15 protein-coding genes are annotated in these 21,450 nt (G+C 70.5%); 7 read left to right on the forward strand and 8 right to left on the reverse strand.

Annotated elements, in window-relative coordinates:
• Nucleotides 1-142 precede the first annotated feature (142 nt).
• The 3 genes from JOD97_RS13980 to JOD97_RS13990 are packed head-to-tail and all read left to right on the forward strand — an operon-like array spanning nucleotide 143 to nucleotide 4,789.
• Nucleotides 143-1,600: an iron-containing redox enzyme family protein gene (locus JOD97_RS13980; RefSeq protein WP_209718627.1), complete on the forward strand. Its 1,458-nt coding sequence runs from the start codon at nucleotides 143-145 to the stop codon at nucleotides 1,598-1,600.
• Between the two features lie 4 nt (nucleotides 1,601-1,604).
• The gene (locus JOD97_RS13985) at nucleotides 1,605-2,507 is read left to right on the forward strand and encodes a cyanophycinase (RefSeq protein ID WP_229264445.1); all 903 of its coding nucleotides are present in this window, start codon (nucleotides 1,605-1,607) and stop codon (nucleotides 2,505-2,507) included.
• Entirely contained in the window at nucleotides 2,504-4,789 is a 2,286-nt protein-coding gene (locus JOD97_RS13990; protein ID WP_209718630.1) for a cyanophycin synthetase, read from the forward strand. Before JOD97_RS13985 ends, JOD97_RS13990 begins: the two co-directional genes overlap by 4 nt.
• Here JOD97_RS13990 and JOD97_RS13995 read toward each other — a convergent pair.
• Nucleotides 4,682-6,604: a PAS domain-containing sensor histidine kinase gene (locus JOD97_RS13995; protein ID WP_209718633.1), complete on the reverse strand. Its 1,923-nt coding sequence runs from the start codon at nucleotides 6,602-6,604 to the stop codon at nucleotides 4,682-4,684. The genes JOD97_RS13990 and JOD97_RS13995 overlap by 108 nt on opposite strands.
• A gap of 353 nt (nucleotides 6,605-6,957) precedes the next feature.
• Here JOD97_RS13995 and JOD97_RS14000 point away from each other — a divergent pair, with 353 nt between their 5' ends.
• Both JOD97_RS14000 and JOD97_RS14005 read left to right on the forward strand, forming a co-directional pair.
• Nucleotides 6,958-7,605 (forward strand): YfiR family protein, encoded by a 648-nt coding sequence (locus JOD97_RS14000; RefSeq protein WP_209718636.1) that lies wholly within the window; start codon nucleotides 6,958-6,960, stop codon nucleotides 7,603-7,605.
• Nucleotides 7,605-9,494, forward strand: a complete 1,890-nt coding sequence (locus JOD97_RS14005; protein ID WP_209718639.1) for an ATP-binding protein — start codon at nucleotides 7,605-7,607, stop codon at nucleotides 9,492-9,494. Before JOD97_RS14000 ends, JOD97_RS14005 begins: the two co-directional genes overlap by 1 nt.
• 55 nt (nucleotides 9,495-9,549) lie before the next feature.
• Here the strand turns inward: JOD97_RS14005 and JOD97_RS14010 are convergent, their stop codons facing one another.
• On the reverse strand, nucleotides 9,550-9,924 hold the full coding sequence (locus JOD97_RS14010; protein WP_209718641.1) for a KGG domain-containing protein: 375 nt from the start codon (nucleotides 9,922-9,924) through the stop codon (nucleotides 9,550-9,552).
• A 355-nt stretch (nucleotides 9,925-10,279) separates the two neighbouring features.
• Here JOD97_RS14010 and JOD97_RS14015 point away from each other — a divergent pair, with 355 nt between their 5' ends.
• Nucleotides 10,280-11,167, forward strand: coding sequence for a ZIP family metal transporter (locus JOD97_RS14015; RefSeq protein WP_209718644.1), 888 nt, complete (start codon nucleotides 10,280-10,282; stop codon nucleotides 11,165-11,167).
• On the opposite strand, the gene JOD97_RS14020 is transcribed toward JOD97_RS14015, so the two are convergent.
• Genes JOD97_RS14020 through JOD97_RS14030 form a run of 3 tightly spaced genes read right to left on the reverse strand, consistent with a single transcriptional unit; the run spans nucleotide 11,147 to nucleotide 14,726 of the window.
• Nucleotides 11,147-13,438: a Mur ligase family protein gene (locus tag JOD97_RS14020; RefSeq protein ID WP_209718648.1), complete on the reverse strand. Its 2,292-nt coding sequence runs from the start codon at nucleotides 13,436-13,438 to the stop codon at nucleotides 11,147-11,149. The genes JOD97_RS14015 and JOD97_RS14020 overlap by 21 nt on opposite strands.
• 8 nt (nucleotides 13,439-13,446) lie before the next feature.
• Nucleotides 13,447-14,415, reverse strand: a complete 969-nt coding sequence (locus tag JOD97_RS14025; RefSeq protein ID WP_209718651.1) for a class I SAM-dependent methyltransferase — start codon at nucleotides 14,413-14,415, stop codon at nucleotides 13,447-13,449.
• The gene (locus JOD97_RS14030) at nucleotides 14,412-14,726 is read right to left on the reverse strand and encodes a hypothetical protein (protein WP_209718654.1); all 315 of its coding nucleotides are present in this window, start codon (nucleotides 14,724-14,726) and stop codon (nucleotides 14,412-14,414) included. The genes JOD97_RS14025 and JOD97_RS14030 overlap by 4 nt, the downstream gene beginning before the upstream one ends.
• A gap of 255 nt (nucleotides 14,727-14,981) precedes the next feature.
• On the opposite strand from JOD97_RS14030, the gene JOD97_RS14035 reads away from it, so the two are divergent.
• Nucleotides 14,982-17,084 (forward strand): EAL domain-containing protein, encoded by a 2,103-nt coding sequence (locus JOD97_RS14035; protein ID WP_229264446.1) that lies wholly within the window; start codon nucleotides 14,982-14,984, stop codon nucleotides 17,082-17,084.
• A 92-nt stretch (nucleotides 17,085-17,176) separates the two neighbouring features.
• On the opposite strand, the gene JOD97_RS14040 is transcribed toward JOD97_RS14035, so the two are convergent.
• The 3 genes from JOD97_RS14040 to JOD97_RS14050 all read right to left on the reverse strand — a co-directional run bounded on the left by JOD97_RS14040 (nucleotide 17,177) and on the right by JOD97_RS14050 (nucleotide 21,165).
• Nucleotides 17,177-19,369: an ATP-binding protein gene (locus tag JOD97_RS14040; protein WP_229264447.1), complete on the reverse strand. Its 2,193-nt coding sequence runs from the start codon at nucleotides 19,367-19,369 to the stop codon at nucleotides 17,177-17,179.
• A gap of 267 nt (nucleotides 19,370-19,636) precedes the next feature.
• Nucleotides 19,637-20,179: a glycosyl hydrolase 53 family protein gene (locus JOD97_RS14045; protein WP_373999877.1), complete on the reverse strand. Its 543-nt coding sequence runs from the start codon at nucleotides 20,177-20,179 to the stop codon at nucleotides 19,637-19,639.
• A 59-nt stretch (nucleotides 20,180-20,238) separates the two neighbouring features.
• Nucleotides 20,239-21,165: a Gfo/Idh/MocA family protein gene (locus JOD97_RS14050; RefSeq protein ID WP_209718660.1), complete on the reverse strand. Its 927-nt coding sequence runs from the start codon at nucleotides 21,163-21,165 to the stop codon at nucleotides 20,239-20,241.
• Between the last annotated feature and the right edge of the window lie 285 nt (nucleotides 21,166-21,450).

Here is a 21,450-nt window from a genome sequence, read left to right on the forward strand (position 1 = left end):
GATCGAGGCCGCCGGGGCCGATGTAAGCTCTGTCTTACACAAACACAGGGGGCTTGCCCCTTGGGCGCGGCCCCAGCGCCGGGGATAATCTACCGACAATATAGACGAGCCTGTTGCCGTCCCACTTTTTCGGAAGAACACCATGTCCCCACTCGCCCAAGCGCTGCCGGAGCGCATCGCCACTCCCTGTCTCGACCGCGACACCACGCCGCCGCCCGCCGAGGTGTACCGCGCCCTGTCGCACGGCGTCCCGGCCGGCAACGACCGCGCGCTGGCGCGCAATTTCCTGGAACAGCAACTGCAACAAGCCCGCCTGCTCAGCTGCGACCTGCCGGACGATATCGCCGACACGGCCGCCATGGAAGCGTGGATCGGCGAGCGCTCGGTAGCGGTCGGCGCCGAATACAGCGCCTATCTGAAGCAACGCCGCGACGGCGCGCCGCGCCGCTATTTCGGCTCCAAGGCGCACGCGCTGTACTTCATCAAGCATGTGGCCCCGACCAAGCTGGTCGACGGCGCCTGGCTGTACGGCATGCTCGAACGCTGGGACGATCCCGACTTCCGCCCGCTGATCCAGACCTATCTGGAGGAATTGGGCGACGGCGTGCCGGACAAGAACCACGTGGTGCTGTATAAAAAACTGCTGGCCAGCCACGGCTGCGACCAGTGGCAGGACGTCGATGAAACCCACTATGTGCAGGGCGCGATCCAGCTCGCGCTGGCCTACGACGCCGAACGCTTCCTGCCGGAGATCATCGGCTACAACCTCGGCTACGAACAATTGCCGCTGCATCTGCTGATCACCGCCTACGAACTGAACGAGCTGGGCATCGATCCCTACTACTTCACCTTGCACATCACCGTCGACAACGGCGGCAGCGGCCACGCGTTCAAGGCGGTGCAGGCGCTGCAGCAACTGCTGCCCCGCTGCGGCGACGCCGCCGCCTTCCTGCGCCGCGTGCGCGACGGCTACCGCCTCAACGACCTGGGCGCCGGCACCAACTCCGTCATCGCCGAGTTCGATCTGGAGGCGGAACTGGTGCGCGTGATGGCGGCCAAGAGCGTCGTCGGCAAGAACATGCACTCGGACTACTGCCGCGTCGGCGGGCGCGGCATCAACGACTGGCTGTCCGATCCGGCGCAGATCCCGGCCATGCTGGGCGAGCTGGAAAAAGCCGGCTGGATACAGCGCGGCCAGCCGGCCGACCACAGCCGCTTCTGGCGCCTGATCCAAAGCGAGCGGGCCGAGATGTTCGGCGTGTTCAGCGCCTACGAGCAGCAGATCCTGGGTGACTGGATCGCTGGCCAGCCGGGCGCGCCGGCCGCGCGTACGCCCAGCTTCCGCGCCCGCCAGCGCGCGCTCGACACGCTCGGCCTGCACCACAGCCCGCGCAGCGGCGCCGTGCGCGGCGTGATCCGCCACCACGGGGCCGACAGCGACGGCGAGGTCGGCGAACTGCGGCGGCTGGAGCTGCGGGTGGCGGCGATGGGCAACAAGCAGGCGGCCATGCGGCTGCTGCAATCGCTGATGACGCCGGCGCGCCACCATAGCGCCGTCGGCCTGATGGCCACCCGCCTGTTCCGCCAGCTGATCGACTGAGCCGATGAGCGACCACCACGCCCAGGACGCCCCGGCCGGCACGCTGATGATCATCGGCGGCGGCGAAGACCGTACCAATAACAAGGAAATACTGAGCCGCTTCATCGCGCTGGCGGGCGGCCCCGAACGCCCGCTGGTGGTGCTGACGGCGGCCAGCAAGATACCCGAGCAGGTGTGGGAGATGTACCGCATCGCGCTGGGCGACCTGGGCGCGCGCGCGGTGCGCCACGTGCCCATCGCCGACCGCGCCGACGCCGACGACGCGGCCATCGCCGACACCGTCGCCGGCGCCAGCGGCATCTTCATGACCGGCGGCGATCAAAAGCGGCTGGTCGCCGCCATCGGCGGCACCCGGGTCGAGCAGGCGATGCGCCAGGCCCACGGCCGGCGCGGCGCCTGCATCGCCGGCACCAGCGCCGGCGCGTCGGCCATGTGCACCCACATGCTGGCCGAAGGCAAGGCCGAGCTGGCGCCGGAAAAAGGCGCGGTGCGCCTGGGCGCCGGCCTCGGCTTCGTGCACCGGGTGGTGATCGACCAGCATTTTTCGCAGCGCCACCGCATCCACCGCCTGCTCAGCGTGGTCGCGCAAACCCCGTTCCTGATCGGCGCCGGCATCGACGAGGACACCGCGCTGATCGTCCACGGCCGCTCCGGCATCGAGGTCATCGGCGAAGGCATGGTGACGGTGCTGGACTGCCGCAACGCCCGCTCCAACATCGCCGACCTGCGCGCCGGCGCCGTGCCCACGCTGGTTGGCGTCGCGCTGCACCTGCTGCCGTCGGGCGCCGCCTTCGCGCCCGGCCCCGGGCTGCCGGCCGACGGCAAGTTGCCCGCCGACGCGCCGCCGGCCCCGCCGGAACTGGCCGACTTCCTCGACTTCCTCACCGACCGGATCAGCACATCATGAACATCGTCGAACAACACGTGCTGCGCGGCCCCAACGTGTATTCCGCACAGCCCTGCCTGCTCACCGTGCTGGACCTCGAACTGGCGGCGCACGCGCCCGCCGGGCGTGTGGACGCATGCCGCCGGCGCCTGCTGGCGCTGCTGCAGGCGCCGCCCCGGCATCGCGCGCCGGAGGAATGGCCCGGCGGCTCGCCGCAAGCGCCCGACGACGGCGCCGCCCCGGCCCGCGCGGTCGAAGACGTGGCGATGGCGCTGCAATGCCTGGCCGGCACGGCGACCGGCTTCGGCCACACCGAACCCGGCGCCGCCGGCCGCTACCGCGTGGTCTGCGGCTACGAGAGCGAACAGGTGGCGATCGACGCCGTCGAACTGGCGCTGCGACTGCTGCGCGGCCTGCTGGCGGACGAAATGGAGCCGCCGCCGGAGCCGCCGCCGGAGCCGCCGCTGGAGCTGCAGCTGGCCGACGGCCTGGCCGCGCTGCGGGCCACGGCGCAGCGGCGCGCCATCGGCACCAGCACCGGCGCCATCTTGGGCGCGGCGACGGTCCGGGGCATTCCGTCGACCCGCATCACCCCCGAGGCCAATATGTTCACGCTGGGCTGGGGCGCGCGGCAAAAGCGGCTGCAGGCCAGCATCACGGGCGACACGGGCCACATCGCCGTCGGCATCGCCGCCGACAAGGAACTGACCAAGACGCTGCTGCGGGAGGCGGGCGTGCCGGTGCCCGAGGGCACGACCGTGCGCTCGCTCGAGCAGGCGCTGCGCGCGGCCCGCCGGCTGGGCGGGCTGGTCACCGTCAAGCCGCTCGACGGCAACCACGGACGCGGCGTCACCACCCGCTGCGGCACCGACGACGAGGTCGCGCTGGCGTTCGAGCGCGCCCGCGAGCATGGCCGCACCATCATCGTCGAACGCTTTATCCAGGGCGCCGACCACCGCGTGCTGGTGGCCGGCGGCCGCGTCGTGGCCGCCGCGCTGCGCCGCCCCGCCAGCGTCACCGGCGACGGCGTCTCGACCGTGCGCCAACTGGTCGAGGCGGAAAACCGCAACCCGGCGCGCGGCGAAGGCCACAGCAATATCCTGACCCGCATCCCGCTCGACGGCCAGGCCGAGACCGCGCTGGCCGGGCAGGATCTGCACGCGGATAGCGTGCCGGCCGCCGGGCGCCGCGTGGTCTTGCGCGGCAACGCCAACCTGTCGAGCGGCGGCACCGCCGAGGACGTGACGGACCGGCTGCCGGCGCAGACGCGCGCCACGTGCGTGCGGGCCGCGCGCAAGATCGGCCTGGACGTCGCCGGCATCGACCTGGTGTGCGAGGACATCGGCGTGCCGCTGGACGGCAGGAACGGCGCGGTGATCGAGATCAACGCCGCGCCCGGCATCCGCATGCACGTCCATCCCAGCGCCGGCACCCCGCGCGACGCCGGCGCGGCCATCGTGGCGTCGATGTTCGGCGACGACGACGGCCGCATCCCACTGATCGCGGTGGCCGGCGACGGCGCCGCCGCCGTCACGCTGATGATCGAACACACGCTGCGCCGGGCCGGCATCGCCACCGGCTGCGTCAGCGGCGACGGCGCCTTCGTCAACGGCCAGGCCGTCACGCGCGGCGACGGCGGCGGCTACTGGCCGGCGCGCACGGTGCTGGCGGCGCCGGAGGTGGAATTCGCGGTGCTGGAAACGCCGCACGCCGGCATACTCGAACACGGCCTGGCGTTCGACCGCTGCGACGTCGCCGTGCTGCTCGACGGCGGCGCCGGCGCCGCGCCGGACGATATGGCCCGCACCGGCGCGGTGGTCGCGCGCACGGCCGCGCGCGCGCTGGTGCGCGAGGCGGGCGACCGCCACGGCGCTATTGGCGCCGGCGTCGAAACGGTTTACTTCGGCGCCGACCCGGCGCACCCGGCGCTGCGCCAGCACCTGGCGCGCGGCGGCCGCGCCGCGCTGCTGGAGGACGGCGCGCTGATGCTGGCCGACGGCGAATCGCGCCTGCGGCTGGCGCGGGTGGAAGCTACGCCGCACACCACGCCGCACGAGCCGCACGATAGCGCCGGCCGCCATCTTGCCGGCGTGCTGGCGGCCGCCGCCGCGCTGATGGCCAGCGGACTGGACGCCGACATCATCGTCGCCGGTTTGCGGCCTTTCCTGACGGCCGGCGCCGGCGCGGCGGCGCGCCTACCGGGGCCGGACCGCGCCGAGGGTCTTGATCAGATCGCTGAGACGGTAAGGCTTGGGAATCAGGTCGAACGCGTCCAGGTCGGCGCTTTGATCGTGCAGGCTTGACCGGGTATAGCCCGACGCCAGGATCACCTTCACGTCCGGGAACTCGCGGCGGGCGATTTTCGCCAGCTCGATGCCGCCGATGCCGGGCATGACCACGTCGGAAAACAGGATGGCGATGTCGGGATTGCCGCGCAACGTCTCCAGCGCCTCGATGCCGTTGTTGGCCGACAGCACCTCGTAGCCGAGGTGGCCGAACAGCGCCACCGCCGTCTCCAGCACGTCCGGCTGGTCGTCGACCAGCAGCACCTTCTCCGCCTTGCTGTGACCGCTTTTGCTGTGGGCGCCGTCTTCGCCGACGATGGCCGGGAAGTACAGCGCCACGGTGGTGCCCTCGCCTTCCGTCGACTTGATCACCAGGTCGCCCTGGCATTGCTGCGCCAGCCCGTACACCTGGCTCAACCCCAGCCCGGTGCCCTTGCCGACCTGCTTGGTGGTGAAGAACGGCTCGACCGCGCGCGCCACCGTCTCCGGCGCCATGCCGGTGCCGGCGTCGGTGACGGCCACCCGGACATAGGTGCCGGCCGCCAGTTGCCCGACCTCGCCATCGGCCAGTTGCACCGCGCCGGCGTGGATCGTCACGTCGCCGTGGTCGCGCATGGCGTCGCGCGCGTTGACGACCAGGTTGAGCAGCGCCGACTCGAACTGGGTCGGGTCGATCAGCACGTTGGGCAGGTCCGACTCGACCCGCAGCCCCAGCCGCATGCGGCTGGGCACGGCGCGGTGCAGCACCGCCTCGAACGAGCGGATCACGCGGCCGATGTCGTGCGGTTCCTGGCGCAGCGGCTGCTGGCGCGCGAACGCCAGCAACTGCTGCGTCAGCGAGGCGCCGCGCTGCGCGGCGCGCTCCATAGCGTCCAGCGCGCGGCCCTGGACGCTGCGGTCGGTGACCGTGCGCAGGATGTCGAGCCCGTTCATGACGACGTTGAGCAAGTTGTTGAAGTCGTGCGCGATGCCGCCGGTCAGCTTGCCGATCGCCTCGAGCTTTTGCGACTGCGCCAGCGATTCGCGGGTGCGCTCGAGCTGCTCGGCGGCCAGCCGGCGCTCGGTGATGTCGCGCGTGACCTTGGCGAAGCCGATCAGCTTGCCCATCGGATCGCGGATCGGCTCGATCACCACGTTGGCCCAGAACCGCGTGCCGTCCTTGCGCACGCGCCAGCCCTCGCGCTCGAAGCGCCCCTGCGCCAGCGCCGCCTCCAGTGCCGCGCGCGGCGCCTCGGCGGCCTGGTCCTCGGGCGTGTAGAACATCGCGAAGCTGCGGCCGACAACCTCCTCGGCCTGATAGCCCTTGATGCGGCGCGCGCCCTCGTTCCAGTTGGTCACCACGCCTTCCGGCGACAACATATAGATCGCGTGGTCGGTCACGCCCTGCACCAGCAGCCGGAAGCGCTCCTCGCTGGCGTGCAATTCCTCCTGCGCGGCGCGCTGCGCGGTGACGTCGCGCGTGATCTTGGTGAAGCCGAGCAGCTCGCCGGCGACGTCGCGGATCGGGTCGAGCACCACGCTGGCCCAGAAGCGCGTGCCGTCCTTGCGCACGCGCCAGCCCTCGTCCTCGAACTTGCCGACGGTTTTGGCCTGCTCGAGCGCGTGCAGCGGCCGGCCGCGCGCCTGTTCCTCGGCCGTGTAGAACACGGAAAAATGGCGGCCGACGATCTCGTCCTCGCGGTAGCCCTTGAAGCGCTGGGCGCCGGCGTTCCAGGTGATCACCACGCCTTCGGGCGAGAGCGTGTAAATCGCGTAGTCGGTGACGCTGACGATAAAATGACGAAAACGCTCAGCTTCGATTGCGTTGGCGGCCGATGGGTCTTCTTGTTGCATGACGCTCCCTCGTGACACATACAGTGGTGTAATCTCACTGCTGATTTTAAAGGAGCGGCCGTAAAACGCGGTCGAGCCGGCCGTCAATCGTCCGTCCAGGACAAGGGGTCACTTGCATGGACGAGCGCCGGCAAGCGGCGTCAATGTTGTTATTCAGCACAAACGCCCATGGGGCGACCTTGCGCCAGTATAATTTTCCAACGTGATATAAAAGGAAACATCAATGCGTGGCAAAGCGAGGGGCGCGGGCGGGACACTGGTGGCATGGCCCGCTGCGATGAAGCCTGCCTTGACCGCCCCCGGCATTGCCCGGTACAACGCGTTCTTTCCTTTAAGCAAGCAGCTCTAAGGCCATGCGAGCGCTACTCTCCACACCGGGCCGACGGCCCTTGTCGCCGCCGCGCGCGCTGGCCGTGGCGCTGGCCGTGGCGCTGGCCGCGCCCGCCATCGCCGTCCAGATGAGCGACGTCGCGCCGATCGCCGCCATGGGCGCCCTGGCCACCGTCCAGGACGAAGCCGAGGGCGCCTTGCCCAGCGCCGAGCGCGCCGTGAAGGCGGCCTACCTGTATAAATTTCTCGGCTATGTCGATTTTCCCGGCGGCCCGCTCGATCCGGGCGCGCCTTACGTGGTGGGCGTGGCCGGCGCCGAGGACGTCGCCGGCGAACTGACGCGGCAGACCAGCGGGCGCATGGTCAACAACCACGCCGTCGTCGTGCGCCGGCTGCACGACGGCGACAGCGCCGCCGGCCTGCACCTGCTGTTCATCGGCGCGGCCGAGGGCGGCGCCGAGGCGGCGCTGGTCAAGGCGGCGCAGGCGGCCGGCGCGCTGAGCGTGACCGAATCGGCCACCGGCATCGAGGCCGGCAGCATCATCAACTTCTTGCTGGTGGACGAGCGGGTGCGCTTCGAAGTCTCGCTGGCGGCGGCCGAGCGCGGCCGGCTCAAACTGAGCTCGCGCCTGTTGTCGGTGGCGTACGCGGTACTCAAAGGGGGCGGCTGATGGCGTGGTTGCGCGTGACCACGGTGCGCGCCCGACTGATCGCGATGGCCCTGGCCACCACCGCCGCCGCGCTGCTGCTGTGCACCGGCGCGATGCTGTTCTACGACCTCAACACGTTCCAGCGCGCGTGGATCGACGACATGCAAACCCAGGCCGAGTTGATCGCGCTGGCCTGCGCGCCGGCGATCAACTTCAACGACGCCCCGGCCGCGCGCAAGAACCTCGCCATGCTGCAGGTGCGCCCGGAGATCCTGGCCGGCGCCATCTACAACAGCGGCGGCCGGCTGTTCGCCTCGTACACCCAGGCCGCGCTCAACACGCCGGTGTTCCTCGACAAGCCGGGGCCGCCGGGACACCAGATCATCAACGGCAGCCTGACCTTGTACCACCCGATCGTCGAACACGGCGAGCGCATCGGCACCGTCTACCTGGAGGCGCGCTACCGCATCGGCGAGCGGATCGCCTCGTACGGCTCGATCCTCGGCGTGGTCATGCTGTGCAGCCTGGCGCTGGCGGCGCTGGTCGCCTCGCGCCTGCAACGCGGCATCACCGAACCGCTGGCGGCGGTCACCTCGGCCGCGCGCGCCGTCATCGAGCGGCGCGATTTCAGCCTGCGCGTGCCCGGCGTGGCGCCGGGCGAGATCGGCACCTTGGTCGACGCCTTCAACGCCATGCTGGCCGAGGTGGAGAAAAGCGCCAGCGGCCTGCTCGAGACCAACCGCACGCTCGAGCGCGAGATGGCGGTGCGCCAGGACGCCGAGCGCGCGCTGCGGCTGGCCGACCGCCGCAAGGACGAATTCCTCGCCACCCTGGCGCACGAGCTGCGCAATCCGCTGGCGCCCATCAGGACCGGGCTCGACATCATGCGCATCAACCCGTCCGACCTGGGCGCCGGGCAGCGCGCGCGCGCCATCATGGAGCGCCAGCTGCGCCAGATGGTGCGGCTGGTGGACGACCTGCTCGACGTCTCGCGCATCAACACCGGCAAGCTGGCCATCAAGCGCGAGCTGGTCGACCTGCAGCAAGTGATCCACGACGCGCTCGAGATCGTGCGCCCGCTGGTCGAGCAGCAGGGCCACGTGGTGACGGCGCCGCCGCTGGCGCACCCGGTGGCGATCGAGGGCGACGCCACGCGGCTGACGCAGATCCTGTCGAACCTGCTCAACAACGCCGCCAAGTACACCGCGCGCGGCGGGCGCATCGCGCTCGACGTCGAACTGGAGCCGGCGCGCGTGCGCATCCACGTGCGCGACAACGGCATCGGCATCGCGCCGGCGATGCGCGAGGCGGTGTTCCAGATGTTCGTGCAGGCCGACGCCACGCTCGAGCGCACCACGGCCGGCCTGGGCGTGGGCCTGTCGCTGGCGCGGCGGCTGGCCGAGCTGCACGGCGGCGAGCTGAGCTTGCACAGTTTGGGCCTGGGCTACGGCAGCGAGTTCGTGCTGACGTTGCCGCTGGCGCCGGCGGCGCATGCCGAGGCGGCGCCGTCGGCGCCGGCCCGGCCGGCGGCCGGCGGCAGCCGCCGCATCCTGCTGGCCGACGACAACATCGACTTCGTCAACAGCATGGGCGCGCTGCTGGAATCGCGCGGCCACGTGGTGTCGGTGGCCTACGACGGCCAGAGCGCGCTCGACAACGCCGCCGCGTTCGTGCCGGAATTCGCCTTCCTCGACATCGGCCTGCCGGCCCTCAACGGCTACGACCTGGCGCGCGCGCTGCGCGCCCTGCCGGCGCTGCGGCACACGGCGCTGGTGGCGGTCACCGGCTGGGGCCAGCAAAAGGACCGCGACCTGGCCAGGCAAGCGGGTTTCGACGCCCACCTGGTCAAGCCGGTCAGCTTCGAGCAGATCGAAGAGATGCTGCTGCGCCGGGGCGCCGGGGTCCAATAAAAAAGGCTCCGGCAAACCGCCGGAGCCCATGGATACAACGGCCCGGCCGGCCTACTTATTTGCGGTCGTTCTTATGGCTTTGGCGGCCGGCCTCGGCATGCTGCTCCGGCGTGCCGCCGCGCGTGCCGCCCGAGCCGCCCCGGCCACCCTCCTCGTTGCCGCCGCCGGAACGCGAGCCGCCGGTGCCGCTTTGCTGGCTGCCGTCGTTCTTGTGGCTCATGCTGCCGGCGCGGCGCGCCTCTTCCGACGTGAACTCGTGCGCCGTGCCGGCCGCGTGGGCCGCGCGGCCGCCTTCGGACGCGATCTCGCGTTGCTGGTCAGGATCCATCGACGCGAAGCCGCGCCCGCTGGTGCCCTGGTCGGACTGCTGGTTACCCTTGCCGCCTTGATTGCCCTGATTACCGCCGTTGTTTTGGTTCGAATTGGCCATGATTTTCCTCCTGAAAAATGGTTGATCAAACGTCAAATCGGTCTGCCATCCTGCATAAGCAAACTCGAGGAAAATCATGGTAAGCGTGATCAGCAACCGACAGTATCGGAGCAGGCGACATCATCAAGTAGGACTGCGCTGGCGTTTTTTGACCACCGGTTTACCACGCGCGTCGACATGAATTACTCAGCAATTGAGCCGCGCGGCGGTAAACAAATCCGTGCGAGAACCGTCTTACAGGTGTATGCGCCGCGCACCGATAGCTGCACCGTGGCCGGCGGCATACCATCGCATATCGACTCGGAGAGCACCATGTTTGCTGACACCTCGGGCGCGAGCCCCCCGGACTGATCGTATGCTCGGACCCGGCACCCGGCCCCCGTGGCGCCTCGCCACCGGCGCCTTCATCGGCATCTTCGGCGCGCTGTTGCTGATGCGCGACCTGGCGCTGGCGCTGGCGTCGCTGCCCTTGCCGGCGCGCCAGGCGCTGACCGGCGGCCTGTGGGCGGCGGCGGCCACGGCGGCCGGCACGCTGCCCGTGCTGTTGGCGCAAAAATTTTCGCAGCGCAGCTACGACGCCGCGCTCGGCCTGGGCGGCGGCATCATGCTGGCGGCGACGTCGTTTTCATTGGTGCTGCCGGCGATTGGCGCCAGCAAGCAGGCCGGCGCCGGGCCGGTCGGCGCCAGCTTGACGGTCGGCGCCGGTATCCTGATCGGCATGCTGCTGGTGATGTTGCTGGGCCAATTGGTGCGCTCCGAGCGCGTGCTGGGCGATGGCGCCGCCGACGCCGCGCCGACCGCGATGGCGCGCGCCTGGCTGTTCGTCGGCGCGGTGGCGATCCACAACCTGCCCGAGGGCCTGGCGATCGGCGTCGGCTACGGCGGCGTCGACGCCGTCAAGGCCAATACGCTGGCAACCGGCATCGCGATCCAGGACATCCCCGAGGGATTGGTGGTGGCGATCGCCTTGCGCTCGGTCGGCTACGGCCGCGTGTTCTCGGCCGCGCTGGGCGCCCTGTCCGGCCTGGTCGAGCCGGCCGGCGCCGTCTGCGCGGCCTTGCTGATGGAGCTCAGCGCCGCCTTCCTGCCGTGGGGCCTGGCCAGCGCGGCCGGCGCCATGCTGTATGTGATCTGCCACGACGTCGTGCCCGAGGCGCACCGCCACGGCCATTGCAAGACCGCCTCCTGCGCGCTGGTCATCGGCTTCATCGTGATGATGGTGCTAGACACCGCCCTGGCCTGAACCCTCGCCTGCCGCTTGCCGTTCGAGCGCGGCGGCGCCGTCCGGGTCGATCGCGCGCACCGCCTCGATCAGGGTCGAGACGGCCGTGCCGCAGGCAAACACCAGCACGTCGCCGTGGCCGCATAGCCGATAGGCCGCCTGCACCGCCTCGGCCGCGCCGCCGAACGTGTCGAGATGCCCGGGCCCGCCGGCGGCGCGCACGCCGTCGGCGATGACGGCGGCGGCCTCGCCGCGCGGCCGGCCGCGGCTCAGGGATTCGTAGACGAACAGCGTGTCGAACGCGGCCGCGCAGGTTTCGCCGATGCGGCGCAGGTCGGCGTCGCGGCGGTCGCCCGGCGACGTCACCACGCCCATCGCGCGCGCGCCCGGCACCCGCGCCGCCATCCCGCGCGCCATGGCGCCGAGCGCGGCGTAGGCGGCCGGATTGTGAGCGTAATCGAGCACGATATGGAAATCGCGCACCGCGAAGATATTCGAGCGCAAGGGATTGGTCGCAGCGTCCGACACGAACGTCGACAGCGCCGCCCCGATGTGCGCGGGGTCGAAGCCGGCCGCGTGCAAGGCGGCGGTGGCGGCCAGGCTGTTGGCGACGTTGTAGCGGGCCAGGCCGCCCACGGTGGCCGGGATGGCCGCCGCGCCGATCACCGGCCGCGCGGCGGCGCCGTCGGCCAGCATGATGGCCTCGTCCTCGAGCCAGACGCTGGCGCCGCCGCGCGCCAGATGCCCGCGCAAGGCCGGATTGGCGGCGTCCATCGAAAACAAGATCGCCGCCGCGCCGGGAGCCAGACGCGCGAGCGCGGCCACGCAATGGCGGTCGTCGGCGTTGAGCACAGCCGTGCGCGCGACCGCGACCACCGTCGATTTGACGCGCGCCAGGTCGTCGACGGTTTCCACGCCGTCGAGGCCCAGATGGTCGTCCGAGACGTTGAGCATGACGCCGACGGCGCACGCGTCGAACGCCAGGCCGCGCTTGAGCAGGCCGCCGCGCGCCGTCTCCAGCACGGCGAAGTCGACCTCGGGCGAACCGAGCACCGCGCGGTGCGACCAGTAGCCGGTGCAGTCGCCCTGGCCGACGATGCGCTCGTCGATGAAGATGCCCTGCGTGGTGGTGGTGCCGGTGCGCAGCCCGGCCAGCCGCACGGCGTGGGCGATCATCAGGGTGGTGGTGGTCTTGCCGTTGGTGCCGGTGACGGCGATCAGCGGGATGCGGCCCTGGTCGGGCTCGGCCAGCAGCAGCCGTTCGCGCTCGGCGGCATCGAGGACGCCGGCGTCGGCGGCGCCGCCGAGCGCCGTCACCAGCGGCCCGAGCCTGGTGTCGACGACGCCGACGCGCGCCTCGGCCAGGCCGAGTTTGGCGGCGGCCCCTTCGCACAGCCGGCGCACCGGCGCCGACGCGTGGCGCGCGCCGCCGGCATCGACCGCCACGACGGCCAGCGGACCGTCCTCGAAGCTTTCGAGCACGACGTCGCCGCCGCCCGCGTGCGCCAGCGCGAACGCCGCCGTCAACTCGGCCTCGCCGGCGCAGCGCCACTGGCGCTCGTCGCCGCCCACGTGGCGCCGCTTGACCACCACCTGCCAGTCGTAACGGCGGCCCACGCGCAAGGCGTCCTCGAGCCGGCCGACGGTGGTGCCGGCCGGGACGTCGATATTCGCCTCGACCATCAGCGCCCGCGTCAGCAGGCGGTCGCGCACGATGGTGTTGGTCAGCAGCCGCGTGTCGGCCAGCGGGGCGTCGACGAAGCGCCACTGCCGGCTGCCCCATCCGAACTGGACCAGATCGGCGTGCTCGCTGGCGCGCAGCACGGGGATGCCCAGCGCGCGCGCCCGGCCCGCCAGTTCGGCGATGCGCGGCGGCAGCGCCAGCGCCAGCGACAGCGCGTGCAGCGCGGCCAGCGCCGCCGGCGCGTCGTAATCGTCGCCGCGCATGGCGGCGCCGACCATGTCCAGCGCCGTCGCCAGCGCCCGCTGCGCCACGTGTTCGAGCGCGTACTGGATGACGACCCGCCGCTGCGCGGCGCCCGGCGCCAGCGGTTCCGAATGGGCGAAATCAAGCGCGTGGCCGCACGAACGCTGCAGCATCAGCGCCACCTGCGCCACCAGTTGGCCGATGTCGGCGCCGGCGGCCGGCGGCAGCGGCGCGCCCAGTTGCCGCCCCAGCGCGGCGGCCGCATCGGCCGGCGGCACGGCGCCATCGTCGTCGAACGCGATGGTCGCGGCCAGGCACGGGTGCGGGCTGTACAGGTTGGCGCCGCGCAGCAAACGCTGCCGCATCACCCGCATCAAACACCGCCTTTTCTGGCCACCAGCAGCACGGCGGCGATGCGGTCGACGCCGGCGTAGGCCGGGGTGTCGAGCTCCTCGCCGAACACGTCGGGGTCGATCTCCTCGTACTTCCACGCCATGCGCGCGCCTTCCAGCAGCACGCCGGCCTGGCGCAGGAACGGGTCCTCGCCGTTGTCGATCGCCACGCCGGTATATAGCAGCAAGGTGCCGCCGGGCGCCAGCCGGGCGATGGCCGCCTCGACGATGCGCAGCGACAGGCCGGCGCCCAGTTCCCCGCCGCCGTGGCGGTAGGCGCGCTGGTCCGGATCGAGCAGGTACGGCGGATTGGAAATGATCAGGTCGAATTCGCCGTCCAGCGCGGACAGCATGTCGCTGTGGCGGCACTCGACGTTGGCGGTGCCGGCCAGGCGGCGGTTGACCTCGGCCAGCGCCAGCGCCCGCGCGTTGATGTCGACCGCGTACACCTGCGCCTCGGGGAAGCGCTGCGCCAGCATGATGGCGCCCGGCCCGGCGCCGCAGCCGATGTCGGCCGCGCGGCGCACGGTGGCGCCCGACTGGCCGGCGAGCTGGTCGATCGCGTGGCCGGCCGCGCGCACGAAGCGGTAGGTGTCCGGCCCGAGGAACACGGCGTCGGCGTCGGCGGTCGGATAGGCCGAGTGGAAATACAGCTGCCGGCCGATGGTCGAGGCGCGCACGGCGCTGCGCAGCGTGCCGGCGTCGTCCAGCAGCACGCCGGCGCCGCGCATGCGCGCCAGGATCGCGGCGTCGATCTGCTCGGCCGTGAAGGGTTTGCTCCAGCCGAACACGTCGCGCAGGCCGGGCGCGCCGGACTGGTCCGGCGCCGCGCGGCCCAGCACGCGGGCGTGGGTGGCCGGCGTGACGGTGGTGAAATGGTAACCGCGCTGGCGCAACAGCGCGCCCAGCGCCGCCAGCTCGTCGGGGTCGACCGGGGCCGGCGCGCTCATTCGCCACCGCCGCTGGCGGCGTCGGGGGCCGCGCCGCCGGGCGCGCCGGCGCGGCCCTGGGCCGACGACAGGCGGAACTTGCTGCGGCGGTCGCCCATCAGGTCCTGCAAGGTGCGCACGCTGAGGCCGGTGGCCTCGTGGATGCGCACCAGCAGCGCGCCGCTGACGGGCATGCGGTGGTGGCGGATCTTGCTGATCACGGGGGCCTGGATCTCCAGCAGACGCGATAACGCAGCGTCGTTGCGCAGCTGCAGTTTGGCCAGGATGGTGTCGAGCATCGCGTTTGGATCGTAGGGTTTGGGTTGGGACATGAAAACTCCTTGCGAGAAATGCTATCTTATTAACATTTTACAAGGGAAGGCCGGCGTTTTACAATCGCCGCCCGCGGTAAATCATGGCGTGTGTGTGTGCCAGCACACGCTGCGGCCATCGCGCTCCGCCCCGGCCCTCTGCGCGCGGCCATCCGCGCGCGATACGATACCCTGTCCGTTTGCGCTGCCTCAATCGGGGCCGCGCGTGGCGGACCACCATCGTCCTTATCGAGTCGGAAAACCAGCGAGGCTACTATGGACCAGCACGAAATGGACGAGCACGAAATACGGTCGCGCATGGCGATCGAGGCGGCCGGCATGGCGGTGTGGGACGCCACCGTCGTCGACGGCCAGGTCGTCGCGGGCGCGGTCCGCTGGTCGGCGCGCGGCGCCGCCATGATCGGCCTGCCGGCGCGCGACACCACCCAGCCGTTCGCCCAGTTCCTGGCGCTGGTGCACGAGGCCGACCGCGACGCGACGCTGCGCGCCATGCAGGAGGCCGTCGACGCCGCCGGCGAATACCACGTCGGCTACCGCGTGCGCCTCGGCGACGGCGCCGTGCGCTGGCTGCGCGCCGAGGCGCGCGTGCTGTGCGACGCGCAGGGTCGGCCGGACCGCACGCTGGGCCTGATCCGCGACATCACCGCCGTGGTCGAAAAGGACCGCCTGGCCGCCGAGCGCGACCGCATGGCCGAGGTCACGCTCGACTGCATCGGCGACGGCGTCATCACCACCGACGGCTACGGCGCGACGCGCTATCTGAACCGGGCGGCCGAGCGGCTGACGGGCTGGACGCGCGAGGCGGCGGCCGGGCGCGACATCGGCCAGGTGCTGCCGCTGGTCGACGAGGCCGACGGCCGCCCGCTCGAGCACAGCGTCTACAAGTGCCTGCTCAAGCGCGAGGCGGTGGGCCTGTCGGCGCGCGCCATGCTGGTCACGCGCGACGGCCGCCGCCTGGCCATCGAGGACACGGCCGCGCCGATCCGGCTGGGCGACGGCGAGATGCTGGGCGCGGTGGCGGTGTTCCGCGACGTCACCCACCAGCGCGCGCTGTCGAGCCAACTGTCGTGGCACGCCAGCCACGACGTGCTCACCGGCCTGTGCAACCGGCGCGAGTTCGAGCAGCACATCGCCCACGCGCTGCACGCGTCCAAGCAGGACGGCTACACGCACGCGCTGCTGTACATCGACCTCGACCGCTTCAAGCTGGTCAACGACGCCGCCGGCCACGCCGCCGGCGACGCGCTGCTGCAGATCCTGGCCAACCTGTTGCAGGACAAGATGCGCGAGAGCGACGTGCTGGCGCGGCTCGGCGGCGACGAGCTGGGCGTGCTGCTGGGCTATTGCCAGCTCGACCAGGCGCGCCTGATCGCCGAGGAGATCCGCCAGCTGGTCAAGGAGTTCCGCTTCGTCTGGGACGAGCACAGCTTCGAGATCGGCGCCAGCATCGGCATGGTCGAGATCAGCGCCGACAGCAAGTCCGTCAGCGACGTGCTGGCCGCCGCAGACGAGGCCTGCTACATGGCCAAGGACGAGGGCCGCAACCGCATCCACGTGTACTCCGAGAGCGACGCCACCCTGGCGCGGCGCCACAGCGAGATGATGTGGGTGCCGCGCCTGAACGAGGCCATCGAGCACGACGGCTTCGCGCTGTACGCGATGCCGATCGCCGGCCTGCGCGGCAGCGGCCTGGCCCACGAGGAGATCCTGCTGCGGCTCAAGGACGGGGCCGGCGACCTGATCCGGCCGGACCGCTTCATCCCCGCCGCCGAGCGCTACCACATGATGCCGATGCTGGACCGCTGGGTCATCGGCGCGCTGTGCCGCCACATCGGCGCCGCGGCCGCCGCCACCGGCGACGCCGGCGCGGCGCCCGGCGCGCCGGCGATGTACTCGGTCAACCTGTCGGGGCCGTCGATGAACGACGACACGCTGCAACAGTTCATCATCGACCAGTTCGTCGACAACCACGTCGACCCGGCGCGCATCTGCTTTGAAATCACCGAGACGGCGGCGATCCGCAACCTGCCCAAGGCGCAGGACCTGATGTCGCGCCTCAAGCTGCTCGGCTGCCGCTTCTCGCTCGACGACTTCGGCAGCGGCCTGTCGTCGTTCGGCTACCTGAAATCGCTGCCGGTCGATTTCCTCAAGATCGACGGCTCGTTCATCCGCGACATCGCGCAAAACCCGGTGCACCGGGCGATGGTCGAGGCGATCCACAAGGTCGGCCAGGTGATCGGCATCCAGACGATCGCCGAGTTCGTCGAGGACACGACCACCCTGGACGTGGTCAACAACATCGGCATCGACTACGCGCAGGGCTACGCGGTGGGGCGCGAGCGCGCGCTGGGCGGCTGAGTCATCTCAACCACGTAGGGCGGATTAGCGCAGCGTAATCGGCCATGGGTGTGCCGCCGACGGCGCATCGATGGCCGATCACGGCGTTCCGCCTAATCCGCCCTACGAATCACTCCACCGCCGACGGTGGCGGCGCGCCGCAACTCGTCGGCGCTGGCCGGCTTGGTCAGATGCAGGTCGAAGCCGGCCGCGGCGGCCCGCTCGACATCCTCCTTCTGGCCGTAGCCGGTCAACGCCACCAGCCGCAGCGGCGCCGGCCCCTGCGCGCGCCGCAGCGCCGCCGCCAGCGCGTAGCCGTCCATGTCCGGCAGGCCGATGTCGAGGATCGCCACCGCCGGCGCGTACTGCCGGAAGCGCGCCAGCGCCTCGGCCGCGCTGTGCAGCACGCACACCTCGTGGCCCAGCTGTTCGAGCAGCGCCGCCGCCGACGTGGCGGCGTCGACGTTGTCGTCGACCAGCAGCACCCGCACCCCGGCGCAGGTGGCGCACGGCCCGGCCGCCGGCGCGGCGGCGCCCTCCTCGCTGAGCGGCAGCACCACCTCGAAGCGGCTGCCCTGGCCGGCGCCGGCGCTGTCGGCCGTGACGCTGCCGCCGTGCAGCTCGACGAGCTTGCGCACGATCGCCAGCCCCAGGCCGAGGCCGCCGGTGCGGCGCTCCAGCGTCTGCGGCGCCTGCATGAACGGCTCGAACACGCGCGCCAGCAACTCCGGCCCCATGCCGATGCCGTTGTCGCTCACCACCAGGCGCGCCATGCCGCCGTCGGCCGTCAGCGTCACGCGCGTGTCGTCGCTGCCGAAGCGGGCCGCGTTCGACAGCAAATTGTTGAGCACCTGGGTCAGGCGGCTGTCGTCGCCGCGCACCCACAGCGCCGCCGGCGCCGACAGCGCCACCGGTTGCGGCGAGGCCGCCACCGCGTGCCGCACCACCTCGGCGAAATTGACCTGCCGGCTGTCGATGCGCAGCTTGCCCGAGGTGATGCGCGAGACGTCGAGCAGGTCGTCGACCAGGCGCCGCAGGTGGTTGGTCTGGCGCCGCATCACCGCGCGTTCGCGCCGCCCGCCGGGTTCGTCGCGCATGTCCATCAGGTCGAGCGAGGTGACGATGGGACTGAGCGGGTTGCGCAACTCGTGGCCCAGCACGGCGAGGAACTCGTCCTTGGCGCGCCCCGCCTCGCCGGCCCGCGCCAGTGCCGCCTGCTGGCTCTCGAGCGCCTGCTTCAATGAGCTCATCAACAAGGCCCGCTCCTGTTCCTGCGCCGCGCGCTGGCGCTCGGCCTCCTCCAGCGCCGCGCCGATCAGCTGGAACTCGGCGATGCGCGACGGCACGATGGCGACCGGCGCGCCGGTGCCCAGCGCCGCCGCGCCCGTCTGCAGGCCCTTGATGGTGGTGACGATGCGCGCCGACAGCAGCGAGGCGATGCCAATGCACGCGCCCAGCGAGGCCAGGATGCCGGCGCCGTAGACGGCCATGCGCTGCAGCGCGGCGCTGCGCAGCTGCGCCGCCGGCTGCCCCACCACCACGGTCCAGCCGTAGTGGGACAAGGTGGTGTAGGCCGACACCACCGTCTCGCCCTCGAGCGTGGCGGCGCTGCCGACGTTTTCGGCCTTGGCGCTGCCGATCAGCTGCATCAGCGAGGCGCTCGGCGGGCCGCCGACGGTGCCGTCCTGGTTGCGCGAGCGCGCCACCAGCTTGCCGTCGGCGTCGATGATGGAGATGACCGAGCCCTCGGGCATGCTCTGGCGCTGGATCATTTGCACGATGCGGTCGGGCCGGATCACGGCCGTCAGCGTGTACAGTTCGCCGTCGTCGTCGATCACCGGGATCCGCACGGGGAAGGCGGCGCGGCCCTTGGCGCCGCGCAGGATGCGGCCGACCACCGGCTGGCGCGTGGCCAGCACGCGGCGCAGGCTGTCGGGATCGACCACCTTGGGCGGCGCCGCGTCGCGCCCGGCGATCGTGTTGAACAGGACGTTGCCGGCGTTGTCGGTCAGGATCAGGCCCAGCCACTCGGCCTGCGCCTCGGCCAAGCCGCGCGCGACGTCGTAAAAGCCCTCGATGTCGCCGGCCTGCAAGGACGGCGCGCGGGCCGTGCTGTTGAGCATGGCGACCGAGGCGTCGAGTTCGGCGTCGGCCGCGCTCGACAGCGCGCGCGCCAGGTCGAGCATCGAGCGCTCCTGCTCGCGCAGCTGGTACTGGCTGGCCGCGTGGATGCTCCACACGCCCAGCAGGGCCATGGGCAGCAGTCCGATCGCGGTCAGGATGATGAGCAGATGCCGAAGCGACAAGGTTCGCCTGGGGAGAAAAGACATAGAAAGCGCGAGGATTGAGTCGGACTCGTCAATCTACATCAAAGCCGGGCAAACAGCGAGCGAGGCCGGTAAAAAATTGCGCGCAAAGAACAACGGAACGTCCGACTATCAGGATAACCACGTAGGGAGGATTAGCGCAGCGTAATCCGCCATGCATGCGCCGCCAACGGCTCAACGATAGCGGATTACGGCGTTCCGCCTAATCCGCCCTACGTTAGATTAGATACGGTTGGCGACTATGGATTACGGCAAAAACGCGTCCATGATCGCGGTCGGCCTGCCGCCGCGATCGAACGCGCCCATCGGATAGCCTTTCCAGTCGTAAGCCTGCGGCTCCCAATAGAACGCGCCGATGCCCTTGCCGTGGTCCACCCGGCGCACCTTGGCGATCAGGTCGGCGACGATGGCCTTGCCTTCCGGATGGTTCCACGGCACGCCCACCTCGGCCAGCATCACCGGCTTGCCGTAGCGGGCGGCCAGGTCGTTCATAGTATGCAGGCAGGCCGCCGTCGCCGCGCGCCAGCCGATCCCCTTGACCGTGGTCGGATACGCGGACGCGCCGATCACGTCGAACTTGCCGCCATTGGCCAGCAGGCCGTCGAAGTTCCAGCGGAACTGGCGGTTGTCGTGGCAGTTATCCACGTGCACGATCACCAGCGCACCGGGAAATATTTGCTTCACGGCATCGTAGCCGCTGGCGACGAAGCGCGCATAGTTGGTCATGTGGGTGGCAGCCGCGCCTTGCGGCCACAGCATGCCGTGCGTGGTCTCATTGCCGACCTGCACACGCAAATGAAAACGCCACCCGCGGGCGCGGGTGGCGTCGCATGGTCAATACGGAACGGTCAGTCGTGGAAGGCGTCGACGACCTTGCGCTTGCCCAGCATGAAGGCGTCGGCCACGTGGCGCAGCGGGGCGACGTCGACATCCGAGCTGGCGGTCCTGACCAGCTCGGCGAAGCGGCGGTACAGCGACGGGTATTCGGCTTCCTTCTCGAGCGGCTGTTCGGCGCCGTCGATCCACAGGCGCGCGCCGCCGTCGCTGAGCTTGACTTCGCCGCGCGCGGTGGCGACCACGATGTCCCAGCTCTGCTTGCCGGTCTGGCGCCAGTCGAACTCGGCGTGGACGGGCACGCCGGCGGCGTTCTTGAAGTGCAGCTCGGCGGCGATCGGCGCGTCGCGGTTTTCCGGGAATTCCAGCGAGGCGCTGGTCAGGAACACCAGGTCCGGCAGGATTTCGGTGACGATCGACAAGGCGTTGATGCCCGGATCGAACACGCCCAGGCCGCCGGCCTGCCAGATCCAGTCCTGGTTTGGATGCCAGTGGCGCACATCCTCTTTCCACACCACGTGCATATTAATAGGCGCGTTGGCGGCCAGGTAGGCCTTGGCCGGCTGCACCGCCGGCGCGTAGCGCGAGTGCCAACTGGTAAACAGCGACACGCCGTTGGCGGCGGCCAGCGCCTCCAGGTCGGCCACTTCCGACAACGTCGCGCCGGGCGGCTTTTCGAGGAACACGTGCTTGCCCGCCGTCAACGCGACATGGGCGGCGGCGTAGCGGTACTGCGGCGGCATGCACAGCGAGACTGCCTCGATCTCGGGCATGGCGGCCAGCATCTCCTCGATCGACTTGAATCCCGGAATGCCTTCAATCGTGTTGTTGCGGCTGGCCGAGGCGACCAGGGCGAAATCGGCATTGGCGGCGATCGCCGGCACGTGCTGGTCGTGGACGATCTTGCCCACGCCGACGATGGCAAGTTTGATAGGTGACATAAGCAATCTTTCTTAAAAGTGAGCTGGGTATTAAGTTCCCGGGCGACACTATCCTACGGGCCGGCGCCGCGCGCAACCAATCATTTTTATCACACTAAATATACTCAAATGACATGACAAATCGGCAGTCGATTGCTGCGCTGCAACAGAAGTGACGCGCCCTTACAACTGTTACTTAAATATACGAAAATAAATATAAAAACGATAAGTGTGTGATTGAAAATGCAAAGGAAACGATGCTACTATTGATCTCAGCTACACCCCCCGACCAACCTCTCCCCCAAC

It is taken from the genome of Duganella sp. 1411, from assembly GCF_017833525.1.
Lineage (GTDB): Bacteria > Pseudomonadota > Gammaproteobacteria > Burkholderiales > Burkholderiaceae_D > Rugamonas.